General features: G+C 32.0%; 17 protein-coding genes, 2 pseudogenes and 1 other annotated feature. Of the genes and pseudogenes, 6 read left to right on the top strand and 13 right to left on the bottom strand.

The window, feature by feature from the left end; translation table 11 throughout:
* Positions 1–189 precede the first annotated feature (189 nt).
* Positions 190–288: pseudogene (locus PSR14_RS13390) on the bottom strand (acetyltransferase); the annotation flags it as partial.
* 20 nt (positions 289–308) lie between these two features.
* On the bottom strand, positions 309–1,937 hold the full coding sequence (gene abc-f / locus PSR14_RS13385; protein WP_073536003.1) for a ribosomal protection-like ABC-F family protein: 1,629 nt from the start codon (positions 1,935–1,937) through the stop codon (positions 309–311).
* A 530-nt stretch (positions 1,938–2,467) separates the two neighbouring features.
* Between abc-f and PSR14_RS13380 the strand changes: the two genes are divergently transcribed.
* Positions 2,468–3,094 (top strand): DUF6518 family protein, encoded by a 627-nt coding sequence (locus PSR14_RS13380; protein ID WP_000376249.1) that lies wholly within the window; start codon positions 2,468–2,470, stop codon positions 3,092–3,094.
* Between the two features lie 301 nt (positions 3,095–3,395).
* Here the strand turns inward: PSR14_RS13380 and PSR14_RS13375 are convergent, their stop codons facing one another.
* From PSR14_RS13375 to PSR14_RS13365, 3 genes are all read right to left on the bottom strand, one after another.
* On the bottom strand, positions 3,396–4,379 hold the full coding sequence (locus tag PSR14_RS13375; RefSeq protein ID WP_002163637.1) for a HAMP domain-containing sensor histidine kinase: 984 nt from the start codon (positions 4,377–4,379) through the stop codon (positions 3,396–3,398).
* Positions 4,376–5,083 (bottom strand): response regulator transcription factor, encoded by a 708-nt coding sequence (locus tag PSR14_RS13370; protein ID WP_000238970.1) that lies wholly within the window; start codon positions 5,081–5,083, stop codon positions 4,376–4,378. Before PSR14_RS13370 ends, PSR14_RS13375 begins: the two co-directional genes overlap by 4 nt.
* A 126-nt stretch (positions 5,084–5,209) precedes the next feature.
* A complete protein-coding gene (locus tag PSR14_RS13365; protein ID WP_000285747.1) occupies positions 5,210–6,124 on the bottom strand; it encodes an acetamidase/formamidase family protein in 915 nt (304 codons plus the stop codon).
* A 155-nt stretch (positions 6,125–6,279) separates the two neighbouring features.
* Between PSR14_RS13365 and PSR14_RS13360 the strand changes: the two genes are divergently transcribed.
* Complete coding sequence (locus PSR14_RS13360) at positions 6,280–6,708, top strand: cell wall hydrolase (protein ID WP_098487551.1); 429 nt, start codon at positions 6,280–6,282, stop codon at positions 6,706–6,708.
* A 47-nt stretch (positions 6,709–6,755) separates the two neighbouring features.
* Here the strand turns inward: PSR14_RS13360 and lysS are convergent, their stop codons facing one another.
* The gene (gene lysS / locus PSR14_RS13355) at positions 6,756–8,309 is read right to left on the bottom strand and encodes a lysine--tRNA ligase (protein WP_073541696.1); all 1,554 of its coding nucleotides are present in this window, start codon (positions 8,307–8,309) and stop codon (positions 6,756–6,758) included.
* A gap of 82 nt (positions 8,310–8,391) precedes the next feature.
* Positions 8,392–8,648, bottom strand: a binding site (T-box leader).
* 72 nt (positions 8,649–8,720) lie between these two features.
* Positions 8,721–8,891: a DUF2197 domain-containing protein gene (locus tag PSR14_RS13350; RefSeq protein WP_000551046.1), complete on the bottom strand. Its 171-nt coding sequence runs from the start codon at positions 8,889–8,891 to the stop codon at positions 8,721–8,723.
* Between the two features lie 143 nt (positions 8,892–9,034).
* Here PSR14_RS13350 and PSR14_RS13345 point away from each other — a divergent pair, with 143 nt between their 5' ends.
* Positions 9,035–9,937, top strand: a complete 903-nt coding sequence (locus PSR14_RS13345; protein WP_142328665.1) for an SMP-30/gluconolactonase/LRE family protein — start codon at positions 9,035–9,037, stop codon at positions 9,935–9,937.
* Positions 9,934–10,635: a class I SAM-dependent methyltransferase gene (locus PSR14_RS13340; protein ID WP_001079922.1), complete on the top strand. Its 702-nt coding sequence runs from the start codon at positions 9,934–9,936 to the stop codon at positions 10,633–10,635. Before PSR14_RS13345 ends, PSR14_RS13340 begins: the two co-directional genes overlap by 4 nt.
* Before the next feature lie 252 nt (positions 10,636–10,887).
* Here PSR14_RS13340 and PSR14_RS13335 read toward each other — a convergent pair whose 3' ends face one another.
* From PSR14_RS13335 to PSR14_RS13320, 4 genes are all read right to left on the bottom strand, one after another.
* Positions 10,888–11,517, bottom strand: a complete 630-nt coding sequence (locus tag PSR14_RS13335; protein ID WP_048557852.1) for a bifunctional 2-polyprenyl-6-hydroxyphenol methylase/3-demethylubiquinol 3-O-methyltransferase UbiG — start codon at positions 11,515–11,517, stop codon at positions 10,888–10,890.
* A 244-nt stretch (positions 11,518–11,761) separates the two neighbouring features.
* Complete coding sequence (locus PSR14_RS13330) at positions 11,762–12,259, bottom strand: DUF421 domain-containing protein (RefSeq protein ID WP_001055958.1); 498 nt, start codon at positions 12,257–12,259, stop codon at positions 11,762–11,764.
* A gap of 213 nt (positions 12,260–12,472) precedes the next feature.
* A complete protein-coding gene (locus PSR14_RS13325) occupies positions 12,473–12,640 on the bottom strand; it encodes a hypothetical protein (protein WP_000343608.1) in 168 nt (55 codons plus the stop codon).
* A gap of 341 nt (positions 12,641–12,981) precedes the next feature.
* Entirely contained in the window at positions 12,982–13,182 is a 201-nt protein-coding gene (locus PSR14_RS13320) for a hypothetical protein (protein ID WP_000279690.1), read from the bottom strand.
* A gap of 212 nt (positions 13,183–13,394) precedes the next feature.
* On the opposite strand from PSR14_RS13320, the gene PSR14_RS13315 reads away from it, so the two are divergent.
* On the top strand, positions 13,395–13,838 hold the full coding sequence (locus tag PSR14_RS13315) for a cysteine dioxygenase family protein (RefSeq protein ID WP_001175999.1): 444 nt from the start codon (positions 13,395–13,397) through the stop codon (positions 13,836–13,838).
* 18 nt (positions 13,839–13,856) lie between these two features.
* Positions 13,857–15,287 carry a 4-hydroxyphenylacetate 3-hydroxylase family protein gene (locus PSR14_RS13310; RefSeq protein WP_001180373.1) on the top strand — a complete coding sequence of 477 codons (1,431 nt, stop codon included), beginning with the start codon at positions 13,857–13,859 and terminating at the stop codon, positions 15,285–15,287.
* A 127-nt stretch (positions 15,288–15,414) separates the two neighbouring features.
* Here the strand turns inward: PSR14_RS13310 and PSR14_RS13305 are convergent.
* Both PSR14_RS13305 and PSR14_RS13300 read right to left on the bottom strand, forming a co-directional pair.
* A pseudogene (locus PSR14_RS13305) lies at positions 15,415–15,695 on the bottom strand (carboxypeptidase regulatory-like domain-containing protein).
* Positions 15,696–15,764: 69 nt separating this feature from the next.
* Positions 15,765–17,141 (bottom strand): PLP-dependent aminotransferase family protein, encoded by a 1,377-nt coding sequence (locus tag PSR14_RS13300; protein ID WP_000280089.1) that lies wholly within the window; start codon positions 17,139–17,141, stop codon positions 15,765–15,767.
* Between the last annotated feature and the right edge of the window lie 179 nt (positions 17,142–17,320).

Here is a 17,320-nt window from a genome sequence, read left to right as displayed (position 1 = left end):
TTGTAAGATTTCTAAAAAAACTGATAATAACATTATTTACAAATTAAAATTAACGCATAACTATCTTATAATAATTGTATAGTGGTAGGAAATACAATCTCCTATCTTTATTATACGAAAAAGAAAAGACCGATAATGGTCTTTTCCTTCCCGAAGTTATATTTTTAACTTACGCCTTTAATTGAAATGTATTTGATAAATACTCTCTGCATCACTGATCGTAAACTCTTGTAGGTATAGATCTCCACAATCTATTTTAAATAACTTAGTGAATCTATCTTCTTCCATGTTAATCCCCCTTACTTATATTAAAGCTCCTTAATCTGCTTCGTAAGTTCCATAAATCGTTCATCCAGAGCTTTATATTCTTTATCTTTAGAAGTTAAAAAGCTTAATTTACCTAATACTTCTTGTCTTTCTGTTTCTAATGTTAAACGTAGCTCTTCGATTTCGTCTCTTGTTTTCGTAGGTTCTTCGAGCTGCTTTTGTATTGTATTGTTTACAAACACAAGCTTTGTATTAGTTGTTTTCTCCAGAAAATATCGATCGTGAGAAACGATAACGAGCGTTCCGTTATACTCAGCTAATGTATTTTCAAGCTGTTCACGTGAAGGAAGATCAAGGTGATTCGTAGGTTCATCTAAAATAAGTACATCTTTTTCATCTAAAATATAAGCCATTAGCTTACATTTTACTCGTTCACCCATACTCATATATCGAATCGGCTCTTTCCATTGGGAAGATTCAAACCCTAAATGTTTCATTAAATTTTGGACTTTTCCTCTTTCTTCAAATGTCTCTTTATAAAATAAATCTTCTGGTGTTTTATTAAGTGGTAAATCAAATACTTCTTGTGTTAAATAACCGATGTTTGCTGATGGTGAAATCCATACTTCTCCTTCAGCAGTTTCGTTTCCCATGATCATCTTCAATAAAGTTGTTTTCCCGCTACCATTAGGCCCAATAATCGCAACCTTCTCACCGTGCTGAATGGTAAAATTAACGTTTTCAAATAATGTCCGATTATTAAATTCTTTCCGCAATTGTTTTACTTCTAAGAAACGTTTCCCTACTTTTTTACTCGCTTGAATAGAGAATTCAACTGAATACTCCTCTTTCACACGTTCTACCTTCGTTTTCTCTAGCTCTTTTTCGAGACGTTTTCGTTTCGACTTCACTTGTGCATCCATGCGCTTCGCTTTTACACGATAAAATTCTTTAACTCCTTCTTGTTTTGTAGACTGCGCATGTGCCTTTTGTGACCATGAACTTAGTTCTTTTATATGAGTTTCTACTTGTTCTATCTTTTTTTGTTGTTTTTCATATTCACGTTGCTGCGTCATTCTTTTATGCTCACGTGCTTTCATATAACTTGTATAATTACCGCTATGGTCAATTAATTTCTTATCCTCAATTGACCATATTCTAGTCGCGACAACATCTAAAAAATATCGATCATGTGATACGACGATAACTGTACCTTTCATATGTTTAATTTGCTTAATGAGAAATTCTGTACTCATCTCATCTAAATGATTTGTCGGTTCGTCTAATATTAAGACATTAGGATTTTCAGCAAATCCTTTTGCTAATCGTACTTTCAGCTTTTCACCACCACTTAAAGTATGAAAGTCGTTCGTTGGCACGCCCCATTTCGCAAGCAGTTCTGCTTCTTTTGCAATTATATCCTTACTAACAAAAGATTCTTTTTCTTGTTCAACATATGCTGTTGTCATGTTCATTTGCAGCCATTCAACAGTACCTTTTGAAGGTTCAATCTTCCCATTTATTAATTGAAGTAACGTTGATTTACCGGCACCATTTTTACCAATTAATCCGATAACATCCCCTTGTTTTACTGTCACATTCATTTTCTCTAACAACATATTTTCCTTTATTTCAACATAAACATCATTTAATTTTAATAGTTCTTTCATAATACCGATCCCTTTCATTAAGGGAGAATAAAAAAATCCTCCCAAATAAATTTGGCAGGATTAGTCGTTAAAATATTTATACCCAAATAAGCTATTACGCAAATCAAATAGCAAAACCGTTGTTTGGAATTGGGCAGACTAATCCTATTTTTTATAAATTGAAATTTATTTCATTTCAACATTTAAAAATAAGATTAGTTAATCATCGTCCACCCATCATTCCTTTCCGTCATTAGTAACCATATTGTACCATACTAGTACTGTATGAGTAAATGTAATTATATGTGCTGTTAAAAAGATTGCTTTCTTTTAGATTTATTTATCATTCCTTAACTTCATGTTGAATAAGCACAAATTACATTGATTGTAATACGTCCTTTAGGTTTCCACAGTAATAAATTTTATATAAAAACAAAATCTTATTCGTTATCCAATAACCACTTATTGTTTTTCGATAAATTTTTATTGATTATTCTCTTGTAATAAGCTATTATATCTTTACAGAAAATATTAATGTAAGGATTGAATTTATGGACAGGACATTAGAAATCACAAAGTTAAATATGTTTGTAAGGATTTTTATCCTCCCGATTATAGTAGGGATACTTGTTGGTATACTAACGAAATTGGGGCAAGGTATACTTCCAGGAAATTGGCATTCATTAGCTAACTTAGGAAGCGTTTGGTTAGTTCCATCCTTTTTCGTGGCTAGCTTTAGTTATTCTAAGCGTACAGCTATGCTTTCTGGTATCCTTGCACTACTCGGTATGGTATTAGGCTATTATGGTTATGCAATAGTTATTAAAAATGTAGCTCACTCTATTTATTTTATATCTGTATGGATTGTATGTGCATGTATAGGAGGAACGATCTTTGGAATTGCAGGTTTTCTATGGAAAGATACTACAACTCCACTTCATAAATTCGGAAGCGCACTTTTAAGTGGAGTTTTTGTAACGGACGGACTTCACATTCTATTAAACTTTGAAGATTACAGTCACATGTTACCTGTTGGATATACGGAAGTGATAGTCGGAATTATCTTGATTCTTGTATTAGAACGCTCTAATGCTTATCGTGTGTCTTCTTTCTTAATGATGATTCCTATCACTATTTTAGGATTAATTGGGTATAAATTATTAAGTTTGTTTGCTTAATTACAATACTGTATCATGAAAAAACAAAAGACTAATTGTATTATAGTCCACAAAACATATCACGTATTCGAACATTACACTTATACATAGGATAGATCCATGAAGCTATCTCTTTCAAAGGGGGTGGCTTTTTTCTTACAAAAATATTTATCAGCTTTTTATTAAATCCTTCAAATTTAACAATCGTATTTATTAGTGTGTCATTATACATACTAATATAACGTTTTACCATTTCATATAACCGCTATAAAAAAAAGGCTAAAAAACTTATTTCCAAAGCTCTTTAGCCTAGATCACTTATTTATACATTATAAAATTTAATTCGTACAACCGTACCTTTACCAACTTCTGAATGGATTTCTACACTATGTCCTAATTGCTTCGTAATTTCATATACGAGATATAGCCCCATTCCAGTTGATTCTTTAAAATCTCTACCATTTTCTCCTGTAAAGAAAGGTTTAAACACTCTTGGCAAATCTTGCTTCGGTATGCCTACACCGTTATCAGCAATTTCAAGTATAACATTATTACCTTCCTTACAAGCTTTCACTTTAATCTTCTCTCGACTACCAGATGAATATTTAATCGCATTTGATAGTATTTGTCCAATTAAAAACTGTAACCATTTCGCATCACTTTCTACTGTAATGTCCTTATCAATTTTAAGCTCTGGATATACAAAATTCCGGATAAAGAAGCGTTTATGTTCATGCACAGAATCATTCACTATTTTATGTAATTGTACTCTTTCCACATAAAAATCTTGTGTAAATGCTTCTAAACGTGCGACATACAGTGCCATCTCTAACCCCTTTTTCAGCCTATCTGTTTCCTCATTTATACTTTCAAAACGCGAATCGACTTCATCCTGTGTAATTAATTCTATTACAGATAAAGGTGTTTTCATTTGATGAATCCACTGATTCATAAAAGTTAAATGATCATTATTTTTTCTTTCTTGTATGTGGAGCTGATTTTGATAATGGCGATATTGTACCTCAAGTAAGTCTTGAAGCGCAGCAGATATAGCTGCAAAATCAGATTTTTGAACCGATTCATCTAAAGATTGCATCGGGTTTGCTAATCGTTCATAGAAAGTACGATGAGTAAAGTAACGAAATACTAAATAGCCTACCATAAAAAAGGCACCTAAAAACATTGCATACAATGCCGTCGCGATATGCTTATGCCCATCAAACCAATATACGAGAAATATGGATAATAGTTGGATGACTGTAAAACAAATAAGAGGTATATGATCACGAATAAACAATCTTATCATTTTTCCATACCAGTATCCCAAGTAATATGCAATCTATATCCAACACTACGAATCGTTTCAATCGCACCCTCAATCTGTAACGTTTTTAACTTTTTTCTCACACGTGTTGTATTTACACTTAATGTATTATCATCAACATAGGATTCGCTATCCCATAATTTATTTAATAGCACTTCTCTACTCACAACACGCGGATAATTTTTCATTAACATTTCTAATAAAATAGCTTCATTTCTCGTTACATCAATTTCTTGATTCTTAAGCTTCAATACAAGCCTTTCAGGATATAAACAAAGACCATGTTGTTCAACCATCCGTTCTTCTATTTTCGGTGCATAATCTCCGTAAGCACGCCTTAAATGACTTCGAATTTTAGCCATTACAACTTCGTAATGGAATGGCTTTGAAATGAAATCATCGCCACCGTTTTCTAGCGCCATAACTTGATCCATCGTACCTTCACGAGCTGAAATAAATAATATCGGACATGTAGAAACTCCGCGAATTTGACGACACCAATAGTAACCATCAAAACTCGGTAAATTAATATCTAATAAAACTAACTCTGGTTGTTCTTCTAAAAAAATATTTAATACATTATGAAAATCCGATACAATAATCCCTTCATACCCATATTTCGCAACATGTGTTGATAATAGTTCTGCAATTTTCATATCGTCTTCTACAATCATAATTTTAACCATGTGTTTACTCCTTTTTCGATCCACAATCTTATATTCAATTATATAAAATAAATACTACCTTTTTTTATATAATCCGTAAATCAAAAAAGATACTTTTATACAAAATCATCCTTCTTCTATCATTTCTTATTTAATATGGAATTCACTCATAGTAAACCCCAATTTCTCCACATAATTCATCCCTAATTCCATTCGAGCAGTCTTCAGCGGGTCCACAACTTGACAAACTTTTAAATCGCCGGCTGCTGATAATAAAAGCGTGGCATCAGCTTTAGACATTTCTAATTCTTCATGTAAAAATGTCACCATATTACGTACAGCTCGATTCGCTGCATCATCTAGCAATTTTTCTGAAGCTATCGTCATTACTTTTTCTTTTTGAATAGCCATTGGCAATGGCCATTTCTTTCCTTTTATAATCTGAACTGTTACCGTCACCTCACCAGCAACCTCTACTCCACTAACCCCAATTTCACCATCGCCCATCGCTGCGTGTAAATCACCTAATGCTAATAGAGCACCAGGAACATTTACAGGTAATAATAATGTTGTCCCTTCTTTTATCTCTTTACAGTCCATATTCCCGCCGTGATCATGTGGTGTGCCACATGAAATGCTCGCTTCTTTCGGCGCTGTTCCAATTACACCGATCATTGGATTAATCGGGATTTGTAGTTCATTTGAAAACAAAACATGTTCATTATGTACTGAGACAATTTTCACTGTATTTTCATGTAGCTCTTCACCCATTACACCAAGATTTGCACCTGTAGTTAAAACGCCTTTCTCTGCAATTTTTATCTTTTCAATGGTAACAACTAATATATCACCAGGTTCTGCACCATTAATATATACCGGACCAGTCGCTGGATTAATCCGGTTCCAATCTAACTCTTGAAACACAACATCTTCAGAATCAATTTGATTTTCAAAGCAATCATATGTTTCGAATATAAGGCGACTCCCAATTTCCACTTCCATACATGGTTTATTTTCTGGTGACATTGCGTAAATGATATGTTCTTTCTGAATTCGATACATATTATCTCTCCTCTTTATATTTGTCTACAATTACTAATTAGCTTTTTTCATAAAAGCTCCTTTTAATAATTAATAAATTTACATATAGAAAAGCACTTAGCTTATTTTCATACATACACTCTTTACTATAACAGGTAAAGAAAGGTGGTATCACTATGCCCCTTATTCCATATAACGAAAGCGATGTTGATTTACTAGCTCGTTTAATGCGTGCTGAAGCTGAAGGCGAAGGTCGACAAGGTGAACAACTTGTTGGCTGCGTAGTAGTAAATCGTGTATTTTGTGATTGCTTAGATTTTAAACAACTCCGTACCGTACGTGATGCTGTATATCAAAGCCTTGGTGGATTCGAAGCAGTGCAATACGGATATTTTTATCAACGCGCTCGTGAATCAGAAAAAGAAATCGCACGAAAAGTTTTACAAGGTGAGTGGCGCTGGCCTGCACGATGGGCTCTTTGGTATTTCCGTCCAGTTGGAGCTTGTCCGCCCGAATGGTATAATCAGCCATTTGTAGGACAGTTTAAAAGTCATTGTTTTTATGAACCTAGTGGTGATGAATGTCCGAAATTGTATTCACGGTAGTAAAATTTGGAACGCAAGTACTTAGCTGAGTACTTGCGTTGCTTTTTTTAGAAATCTAATAATTCGATAAATTTTTCGATACCTACAACATGTATTAATAACGATATACGAGGGCCACTGGACTGATTCATAATAAGCCTATAAATTATAATAAATAATTGTTTTTGATTTTCTTTCATTATTTTTTTATTTTCATGATGACAAATCGAATAAAATTGCTCCATTATGTTTGAATAATTTTTATTTGAACGCAATATTTTACAAACTTCTACTAACCATTTTTTCTGCTTTCCCTCTAATGTGTTATAAAACTCTGTATTTTTCTCCTGATTTACCGCCATTAATTTTTCGGATTGAAAGTTTCTTATCCAATGCTCTGCACGATTACTTATCGCTCTCATTTCATCTAACGCATAGCTCCTATCTATTTTCTCTAATATCTCCTGTAAAATAAATGAGTCAAAATTTAATAACGGCAACGTTCCTGCTACTTGATTAAATTTCGGATATTCTTTAAATCCGCTATCAACTCTAGAAAGTTTAATTGCATCAAATAAATCTTCATTTTTGAGCGTTTTATTTTTATAACTATCTTTTAATCGTTCATACTCTGTATAATTGCGAATCACATCTTCATCAAGACCGATATGAAAAGATGCGCTTGGTCTATATTTTACAAACATAAATAGAATCACTTCTGGTAAATACACTTTTAACAACTCGCTAGGTGTAATACTATTCCCTGAGGAACTAGACATTTTTTCATGATGCCCTTTAATTCCAATAAAATCGTAAGCAATGTAATGAGGCGCTTCACGATTGAATATTTTTCTCGCAATTTCTTTTGATACATTATAACTACCCGTTTCTGATGAATGATCTCTTCCGCCCGGCTCAAAAACAATATCCTCTATCATCCATCTCATCGGCCAATCGATTTTCCAATTCAGTTTCATTTCATTTGTATTTAATACCGATAATTCAGTTTGATTTCCGCATTCACATTCATACCGAACTGTTTTTAATACTTCATCAAAGTGTGTAATCGTTGTCGCATCTTTCCCGCATTTCTCACAATATAATGTAACCGGATAAAAGCCCTCTCGCTCTTCTTCACTACACTCTCCCGTTTTAAAACTCATTAAAATATCATATATTTCTTTTCTTTTATATAAAGCCTCCAATATGTTTTTGTTATATCTTCCACTTCTATATTCAGCATGTTGATATATGAATTCCACTTCAATCCCAAATACTTGAAGCGATTCCTCAAACTCTTTTTCAAAATGCTCGGCATATGAATTATGACATCCATACGGATCTGGTATATCACAGTATGGCATTCCGATATACTTTACAAAAGATGAATCAACATTTTTAGGGACTTTTCTAAATCTGTCGTAATCATCCCATGAAAATATAAAACGAGTCTTTTTCCCTAAATCTTGAAGCGCCCTTACAACAAAATAAGTCGTTACGATTTCACGAAAGTTCCCAATATGAACAGAACCAGATGGACTAATTCCAGATGCGCAAACAAAAGTTTCTTTGTTTGGATGTTTTCTAATTAATTCGTGTGCTACTTCATACGCCCAATGCATATGTTACTCACCTCAATTGTTTTTTGTTTTCAGATTTTCAGTTTTATACAATAAAAAAACTCCCCCCCCCAAGATTATTCATCTTGAGGACGAGAGTTATTAGCTTCGCGGTACCACCTCAGTTTGTCAATATGTCGCCATATTAACCTCTTCAGGTACGGCAAAATATGCTTATACCCTATCTCTATAACGGGAGATCCCGTCGCACCATCCCTAAATAAATTAGTTCCTTGCGCAGCTCCAAGTCTTTTTTCATTAAGATGTATACTGCTCTTTCTCAGCTACCAGAGCTCTCTGTACGTATTCTTTCTTAACTACTCTTCTCTTCCATGCCATTTTACATATTAGTTTTTTCATATGATAATTTAAAATAGTTTCATTGTCAAACTTTTCCGAAATAAAACAGTATAATTATCTAAAAAAATTCTTTATCGCTTCTAATTGAATTTTGTGGCTACACTCATCACAACAATATACCCCTTTTGGTTTCTCTTTAAATCGCTTATATTTTTCACTGCCTTCATAAACACGAAATATATTTTTACAAGAAAAACAAACAATTTCATAAAACATCATATGCATTTTCCTCTCAATATTTATACATTGTTTTAATCACTCGAGAAAATCAGTTTTTCCATGGTACAAATCTTAATATTTTCTGATTAAAAGGTTTGTCCCTATTCTTATCGAATTATATAAATATCTTATAAAGCGAGGTGAACATCTTGGACAGTAATATAGAATTAGTTTTAGATGCGAAAGCAAGTTTAGCTGAAGGACCATCTTGGAATGAAAAAAAGCAACTTTTATACTGGGTTGATATTGTGGAGAAACAATTATGCATATTTAGTCCTACCGCTAATACAAACCGAGTAATTGCTCTCAATCAACAAATTGGCTGTGTTGTTCCATATTTAGATGACATACTACTCCTAGCTATGGAAAATGGCTTTTATTCTATTAATGTAGAAACAGAAAAACTGACACATATTTTTGACCCTGAACCACATTTATTTAAAAATCGTTTTAATGATGGAAAATGCGATCCGGCAGGACGTTTTTGGGCAGGTACTACAGATACATACGGTATTAATGCTGCTGGCTCCTTGTATTGTTTAAATAATAATTTAAAGGTAGAGAAAAAAGTTTCACATGTAAATACATCAAATGGCATAGCTTGGTCACCTGACCATACATACCTTTACTATATCGATACACCTACTAAAAAAGTAGTTCGTTTTCATTATGATATATGCTCTGGAGTAATTCGTAATCCAAGTAATGTAATTATTTTCCCCGAAAATGACGGTCTACCTGATGGTATGACAATTGACGAGGAAGGTTGCTTATGGATTGCTCATTGGGGAGGTTCAAAGATTACTAGATGGAACCCTTCAACTGGTGAACAAATATTAAGTATCCCGATTCCAGCGCCATATGTAACATCTTGTACATTTGGAGGGCCTAATTTAACCGACCTATATGTTACAACAGCCAGAACAAGAATGACGGATGACGAATTAAAGCAATATCCACATGCTGGTGGTATTTTTCGAATTCAAACAAATGTAAAAGGTTGTCCTACCCATTCATTTTACAATAATAATATTGGAGCTGAAACACTATGAATCGCATTAATTTTATAAGACAAGAAGAAAAGAAATATCACGACCTTTGTTATGAACAATACAAACTATTTGAAACTGGTTCTTGGCTGTACAAACCGGTTAAAACGGTTATGGATTTGATGGATTATTTTGAAGGAAAAAACAACTTGCAAGTACTTGATCTCGGCTCTGGCGTTGGAAGAAATAGTATTCCCATTGCCCAAAAGATTCAAAATGCGAGTGGTACTGTTACATGTGTGGATTTACTTGATTCTGCTTTAACAAAATTACAAACTTATAGTAAAGAATATGGTGTAATTAATAATATTAAAATAGAACAAGTAGCAATTGAAAACTACTACATTCAACCTAATACTTATGATTATATCGTTGCAGTATCCAGTTTAGAGCATGTTCAATCAGAAGAAGATTTAAAAAACGTGCTCCATTCTATGAAAGAAGGTACAAAAAGCGGCGGTATGAATTGTTTAATTATTAATTCGAACATACAAGAAATTGACTTACATACAAATGAAGAGTTAGATGCTTTAATTGAAATTAACCTTCCTACTGAAGATATGATATATCTATTAAAAAGCATTTATAAGGAATGGAAAGAAATTAAAGTTGAAATAAAAGAATTAGTCTATGATATTGTTCGCGATGAAAGGCATATTCAATTAAAAACAAATGCTATTACGTTTGTAGTTCAGAAATAATCGTATAATAAAGATATGATTATTTCTCTCAGATTTATTTTTATTGCACGAAATTTGCAACTTTAAATATTTATGAAACAAAAAATAAAAGAGCACTTGTTTCCGCAAGTGCTCTTTTGGGGATTTTGAGATACCCTATTAACGAAAGTTAAGGTTACTTAAAGTTAAAAGGTATTTCTATTATATGCTTGTCCTCTTTATTTGTGCATAATTAATATATAAACATATTTAATCATTCTTAATAACTTTTAGTTATAGTTCTTTCTTACATTTTATCGTTAAAAAGTTGATTGGAGGTTTATTTGCCATGTTTTTATTTGGTTCATCAATTTCCGAAACTTGTACTAGTCCATATTTTTTAAAATCCTGTTTTATAGATTCAGAATCATAGAAGAACATTTTTACATCTTCCATTATCTCATAATAATCTTTATCCAACTGTTTTCCTTTGCCATACATTGGAGCCTTTTTAGAAACAGTTGTAAAAACCATATATCCACCAGGTTTTAACTGATTATAACAATCTTTAATAAATTTCTCTCTTTCCTGTTCATTCAACAAATGAAGAAGTGCATGACTAAATATACCATCATACAGTTTATTATCAAAAGGCATTTCGTTTACTGAACCGTGATAGATACTAACATCTTCTAGTCCGTTTTCTCTTGCTAAATCGATCGCTGTTTTCGAAATTTCAATACCTGTTACATTTATACTATTTTCGATAAATACCTTTGCGTTTCTTCCATAGCCAATACCCGGAACTAATATGTCTTTAACATTGTTTTCCACAAAAAAATCTTTTGTCAAAATTGCAGATTCTGTAGGTTCAAACCCCCACATCGTTTGTTTCTCAATAAAACTTGATTCCCAAAATTCCATTATGATTCTATCTCCTTGTTCTAATCCTATTTTTAATATCACATTAAAAACTTATAAATTTTAGTGCTGCGGTTACCTATGCCAAATTAATTTTTTACCACATTCACTATAGGTTCATTGAATATAGCATAATAATAAGCCTATATCTAATTTTAAGATTGGGTTATTATTTCCCCTATATTATTGTGTAAAAAAATAGAAAAACCAATACTTCCGTTGTAGTATTGATTTTTCTTAAGATAAATTATCTTTTTATATTGTACTGATCTATTACTTTTTCTAACATTTCTAAAGTTATCGGTTGAGCTTTCTCTATTAATTGGTAACCAATCCGCCCATTCGGTTCAGCTGTAACTTGCTGTAAACTCTTTAAATCATGAATCCCTTTTTCTCTTAATTGCATATATAGTTGTTGTTCCGACATTTTCGCCTTCATCAAATTCTCTTTTACAATCTCTCCATTTTCTACTACTATAATGCTACTGCCATTTAGGAATTGTTCCATCTTCTTTGATTTCAATTCAAAGAAATGAATGATAAGAAGGACGCCTGCAAATATTACAGCTGCAAATATAGATGGGCCTACTTTCCTACTTAATACAGGCTCCACAATAATACGTGCAATTGATACTACTATAATAATTTCAGCTCTTGTCATTTGGCTAACAGATTTACTACCTGTCATTTTTAATGCAATAATCCCAGTCAGAATTAAAATAATGCTTTCAAAAATCATATTCATAATAGCCCAATCCTTTAATGGTGAATGTTACTAGCATTCCCATTTCATATAGCATTCTAAATGTATTTTAATTAAACTTTTTTGTAAAAATCAAACTTACATATACTGAAAAAGAATCTATTTTGACCAACCTTTTTTCAATAAAGATTTGATAATCCATCTTCCATTATCAAAAAAATAAAAAGCACCCGAATGGATGCATATAGATTAAACTTATTCATTATTACTTTCTTCACTTTCATCATCAACTGATTTGGAGTCTAACATGCTGCCTATATCAGGCGGTAAAGCTAACTCTATTCCAGCTATTGGTTGATTATCTTCATTAAACCATTGTTTCTTAAATCTAATTAATTCTTCATTTTTCTTTTTTTCATCCATATTACCCCGCCTTTTATGTACATGATATGAAACATTTTACTTAATATGTACATTAAGAAAGATAATATACTATATATACTATTTGTACATATTGGAAAAGCAAAACCTCTTCTTTGTTTACACAACTCGTTATACCTGGTCATTTATCGATCTGTTTTGTGTTTGACATAATTATGAACGTATTCCCCACTCTTTTTGTAAAGACGTTATAAGTGATATTGTAATCGATTTAGATAACGGCTATATTTATTTACCTAATTGATAAGCCTATCCTTGTCCTTTGCCTTTATTTATTGTACATTTCTGCCCAGCATTTAATAAAACAATTAGCCCTACATTAACTATTCTGACAACATTTTAAGAAAAGTTGTTGCCGCCCAAATGAAATACGCAAGTTGCGTCATGATATACATCGTAATTTCAAAACCTGTAAGCTTTCTTTCCCTTTTGATTTTCTTTAAATATCTATAAAAACAAAATGAACATAGAAGTAATAAAACAATAGACATTTGAAATAGATTTTCCACTAAAAGAACTGCCATTTATTTCATCACCTTTCCAATAAAAAAGTATATAGTTCAAGCATATCATGTTAATGGAAGTAATTACCTTAATTTTCAAATTAAATAATCTTCCTAAGTAAAAGAAGTCACTTTTTTTTAATGTTTCAATACAATATTATGTAATTCACTACGCTCTATATAATATTAGATTACTTTTTCTTTTAATGTACATGCTTAGGAGGAAGTTTTACATGCAATTGATTCATAACATAAAAAAAGCGTTTCATAACTTATGTGACTACGATACGGCAAATCTAATATCCGCTATTCAATCATTAAATATTACACTTCATAAAATATCTCCTTTTATTACTTCACCACTTAACCTTGAATACGGAAGAAATGTTATCTATAAGTCTGAATTTGTGGAGATTTTAGTATTAAATTTCCCTAGCAAAGCAAAGACTCTTATTCATGATCACGGAATATCTATAGGATGTATATTAATAGTCAATGGTACGCTACAAAATATTACGTACGAAAAAAATAGAGAATGGATTGAAGAGTTTACAGAGGGAACTATTTTCACCGTAAAAAAAGATACTGTGCATAAAATGTATAATGCTACAGATTCAACAGCAATAACATTCCATGTATATTCACCACCATTAAAAGATGTACAAATATATGAGTAGTCTTTAAAAGGAGGAAATATGCAAAATTTAAAGGATCACTATATAAAGAGCTTACAAGATGGTCGAAATGTTTGGCTCTATGGAAAAAAAGTAGATGTAACTACAGACAACAATTTTTCGGGGACACTATGTACCATTTCTAATTTATTTTCGTTATTTGATGATCCCAAACAGAGAGATTCTATTGGATATGTGAGCCCAAAAACGAAAGACTTTGTTCATAAATCATTTTTAGTTCCGAATTCCTATAATGAATTATTAATGAGAAGAACTGCATTTGAAACATGGGGTTATGCTACAGACGGTGTAATGAGTAGACTATCTGATTACGCAAGATCGAGACTTACTGGCTGGTACGTATCAAGAGATTTTTATAAAAAGTTCGATGCACAGTTTCCAGATAAAATCGCATCTTATTACGAAAAAGCTAGGGATAATCACTTGTTTTTAAGTGTAGTCCAACGTGATCCACAAATAAATCGCTCAACAGAATCAATGTTAAATGCAAATGACTTAGGGTTGCTAAGAGTTACAAAGGAAACTTCTGATGGAATTTATTTAAGTGGTGCGAAAATGATAGGAACTGCTTCTCCTTATTCAAATGATTTATTAATCTACCCATTAACAAAACTGACTGACGCTCAAAAAGATTTAGCTCACTTTCTTATCGTGGCAGCCAATTCTCCAGGATTACATATGGTTTGTAGAGAACCATATGCAAATACAACTTCAAGCACAGTTGATTCCCCTATTAGCTCACAGTATGATGAAATGGATGCACTATTAATCTTCGATAATGTATTTGTCCCTTGGGAACGTGTTTTACTTTATAACAATCCAGAAGCAATTTGGGCTATAAAATCAGATACAGCTTCTAGTAGTTTAGCTTATCATCAAGCTATAGTACGATTACTAATAAAGCTAGAATTTATAACTGCGATTGCTTTTGAAATTGCTGAAGCAATTGGAGCTCACACTTATTTGCATGTTCAAGAAAAACTTGGAGAATTAATTATGCAAATCGAAACAATTCGCGCACTTTTAATTGCTGCGGAAGTTGAAGGTACTACAAATGAAACAAAAACTTATTTACCAAACTTTAAATATATCGAAACTGCAAGGAATCTTGGTTCTAAATATTATCCCCGCGCAATAGAAATTTTACAATTAATTGGAGCAGGTGGCTTCATTCAACTTCCTTCAAGCTCGATTGATTTCCAGAGTCCAATAGCTGATTTATTAAAAAAGCACTTTAAAGGAACAAATATAGATGCCGAACAACGCACAAAATTATTTAAGTTAGCCTGGGATATTATTGGAAGCCCATTAGGATCAAGACACGAATTATACGAAAGATTTTACGCGGGAGATCCAATACGAAATACAGCTACACAATATGTAAATTATGATAAAAATCACTTTAAAAAGATGCTAAGTAAATATTTATGATGAAAAAGAGCACCCTTTGCTAAGAGTGCTCTTAAAAAATATATAATTATCCAGTTACATATATAGTTGCTCCGACCACAACTGCTACTTTTTCCGTAATGGTTTCATCTTATTCACCTTTATGTTTCTAATTAAGCTTTATAACTTTTGGTATATGCTTCCTATCATATTTCCTCATATAGATTTCTCCATCTGGAGTAACGAATTGTAAAACAATCTCACCACATACCCCATCTAGTATTTCAAATTCACCTTCTGCATTTGAAATACTGCGTTCCTTACCTTTAATAGAATCTTCATAAATTTTCACATTAAAATATAGGTTCGTTATTTTGACCTATGATAATACCTCTTGAATACTTACCAACGACAATGCATTTCTTTTTTATAATAATTAGTCACAACTATAGCTTAAATTATTACAACGGTACACACAAACAAGAGAATTATTTTACGCCTCACAACAAACCTCCTTATTCATTTTATTCTTTTTTTAAATTGAAAATTTAGACGTTCCACTTGTTTGATTTCTTCCACTACTTTACGAATTCCTTCCTCAATCCTATCTTCCTTTACATTCGATACGTTTAACTTTAATAGTCTTTGTTTCGAAAAACTTTTCACATAATTTTTATCAATCGCATCGATACTGATTTGCATTTCACTTAGTCTTTGTATCAACATGTCCGAAATACTTGTTTTATGTACTTCTAAACAAGTATGGATTCCAATTGTATTTTGCTTTTTATATGTGAATAGAAGCGGGTTTTCACTATGCATCCTTTCTAATGCTTCTGCTAGTTTTTTAGATCTATTATTATAGGAAGATTTAATTTTATTTTTATGGCGTTCGAACATGCCACTCTTTATATAAATTTCTAAAGCAGCTTGGGATATCATTGGGCTATCGATATCTAAAATCTTTTTATATGTATGGAAAGCACTCGAAATAATCGGTGGAATAACTGCTACACCAACTCGTAAACCTGGAAAAATAATTTTCGAATAACTCTTTAAATATATGACATGATTACCATGATCCAGGCTATATAATGGATCGGCTTTTGAATCTGTTTCTAAATCTGCTAAATAATCATCTTCTACTATAAATACATTGTATTTCTTAGCCAATAACACGATCTTTTCTTTCTCGTCTTTAGAATAAGAAGTTCCAAGCGGATGATGATATCTTGGTATTGTATAAAAGAATTTTATTTTACCTGTTCGAAAAATACGTTCCAATTCATTTAAGTCAATACCTTCATTCGTACGCTTAATACCAATTACTGGAACTTTATTCATTTCTAGATATTCTATATATAAATGATACGTTGGCTGTTCAACTAATATTGTTTCATTTTCATTTGGAAATGAGATAGAAGTTAATATTGCAAGTGCCTGTTGCACGCCTGACGTTATAAAAATATTGTCTTCTTTCGTGAACACTTGATAATTTGCCAACTGTTTTTGAATGACTGGAATTAAAGATGGTAAGCCTTTCGGTGTTCCGTATACGAACAAATCATTTTTATAAGTATCAATAGCCTTATTAATGCAATGCTGAAAATCTAAATATGGGAAAACATCTGGATCTGGTGCTGAAGAAGCGAAATCAATTATCTCTTTATTTTCTATAGTACTCCCAGATTTCTTAACAACGTAGTATCCACTTTGAGGGACAGAATATATAATGTGACGCTTTTCTAATTCATGAAGCGCACGTATAACTGTTGCCTTATTACATTCATATTGCGCAACGAGTGACCGTATTGACGGTAATTTCTGTCCTTCTTTTATCTCTCCATGTTGAATCATTTTTTCTATATCATTTAAAATATGTAAATACTTATACATTCTTTCACTCCCTTATAGAAGTATTTAAAAGGTCCCTCATTCTCACAGTCATTATAAAGTAAAAAGAAATACATCCTTTCTATCATTTTTAATTTTAACATTATTTCACATTTCCTCCTCTTAACAAGGAAATTACAATTAATAAATAGAATATCTCTATGAATAAATAAAAAGTGAGG

Origin of the sequence: Bacillus sp. A01H, assembly GCF_045277205.1 — a bacterium.
Taxonomy (GTDB): Bacteria; Bacillota; Bacilli; order Bacillales; family Bacillaceae_G; genus Bacillus_A; species Bacillus_A paranthracis.
This window is presented reverse-complemented; position numbering and strand designations above follow the sequence as displayed.

Coding starts and splice junctions, on each gene's coding strand:
- abc-f (WP_073536003.1), bottom strand. CDS start 1,937: ATGAAAGAACTATTAAAATTAAATGATGTTTATGTTGAAATAAAGGAA.
- PSR14_RS13380 (WP_000376249.1), top strand. CDS start 2,468: ATGGACAGGACATTAGAAATCACAAAGTTAAATATGTTTGTAAGGATT.
- PSR14_RS13375 (WP_002163637.1), bottom strand. CDS start 4,379: ATGATAAGATTGTTTATTCGTGATCATATACCTCTTATTTGTTTTACA.
- PSR14_RS13370 (WP_000238970.1), bottom strand. CDS start 5,083: ATGGTTAAAATTATGATTGTAGAAGACGATATGAAAATTGCAGAACTA.
- PSR14_RS13365 (WP_000285747.1), bottom strand. CDS start 6,124: ATGTATCGAATTCAGAAAGAACATATCATTTACGCAATGTCACCAGAA.
- PSR14_RS13360 (WP_098487551.1), top strand. CDS start 6,280: ATGCCCCTTATTCCATATAACGAAAGCGATGTTGATTTACTAGCTCGT.
- lysS (WP_073541696.1), bottom strand. CDS start 8,309: ATGCATTGGGCGTATGAAGTAGCACACGAATTAATTAGAAAACATCCA.
- PSR14_RS13350 (WP_000551046.1), bottom strand. CDS start 8,891: ATGCATATGATGTTTTATGAAATTGTTTGTTTTTCTTGTAAAAATATA.
- PSR14_RS13340 (WP_001079922.1), top strand. CDS start 9,934: ATGAATCGCATTAATTTTATAAGACAAGAAGAAAAGAAATATCACGAC.
- PSR14_RS13335 (WP_048557852.1), bottom strand. CDS start 11,517: ATGGAATTTTGGGAATCAAGTTTTATTGAGAAACAAACGATGTGGGGG.
- PSR14_RS13330 (WP_001055958.1), bottom strand. CDS start 12,259: ATGAATATGATTTTTGAAAGCATTATTTTAATTCTGACTGGGATTATT.
- PSR14_RS13325 (WP_000343608.1), bottom strand. CDS start 12,640: ATGGATGAAAAAAAGAAAAATGAAGAATTAATTAGATTTAAGAAACAA.
- PSR14_RS13320 (WP_000279690.1), bottom strand. CDS start 13,182: ATGGCAGTTCTTTTAGTGGAAAATCTATTTCAAATGTCTATTGTTTTA.
- PSR14_RS13315 (WP_001175999.1), top strand. CDS start 13,395: ATGCAATTGATTCATAACATAAAAAAAGCGTTTCATAACTTATGTGAC.
- PSR14_RS13310 (WP_001180373.1), top strand. CDS start 13,857: ATGCAAAATTTAAAGGATCACTATATAAAGAGCTTACAAGATGGTCGA.
- PSR14_RS13300 (WP_000280089.1), bottom strand. CDS start 17,141: ATGTATAAGTATTTACATATTTTAAATGATATAGAAAAAATGATTCAA.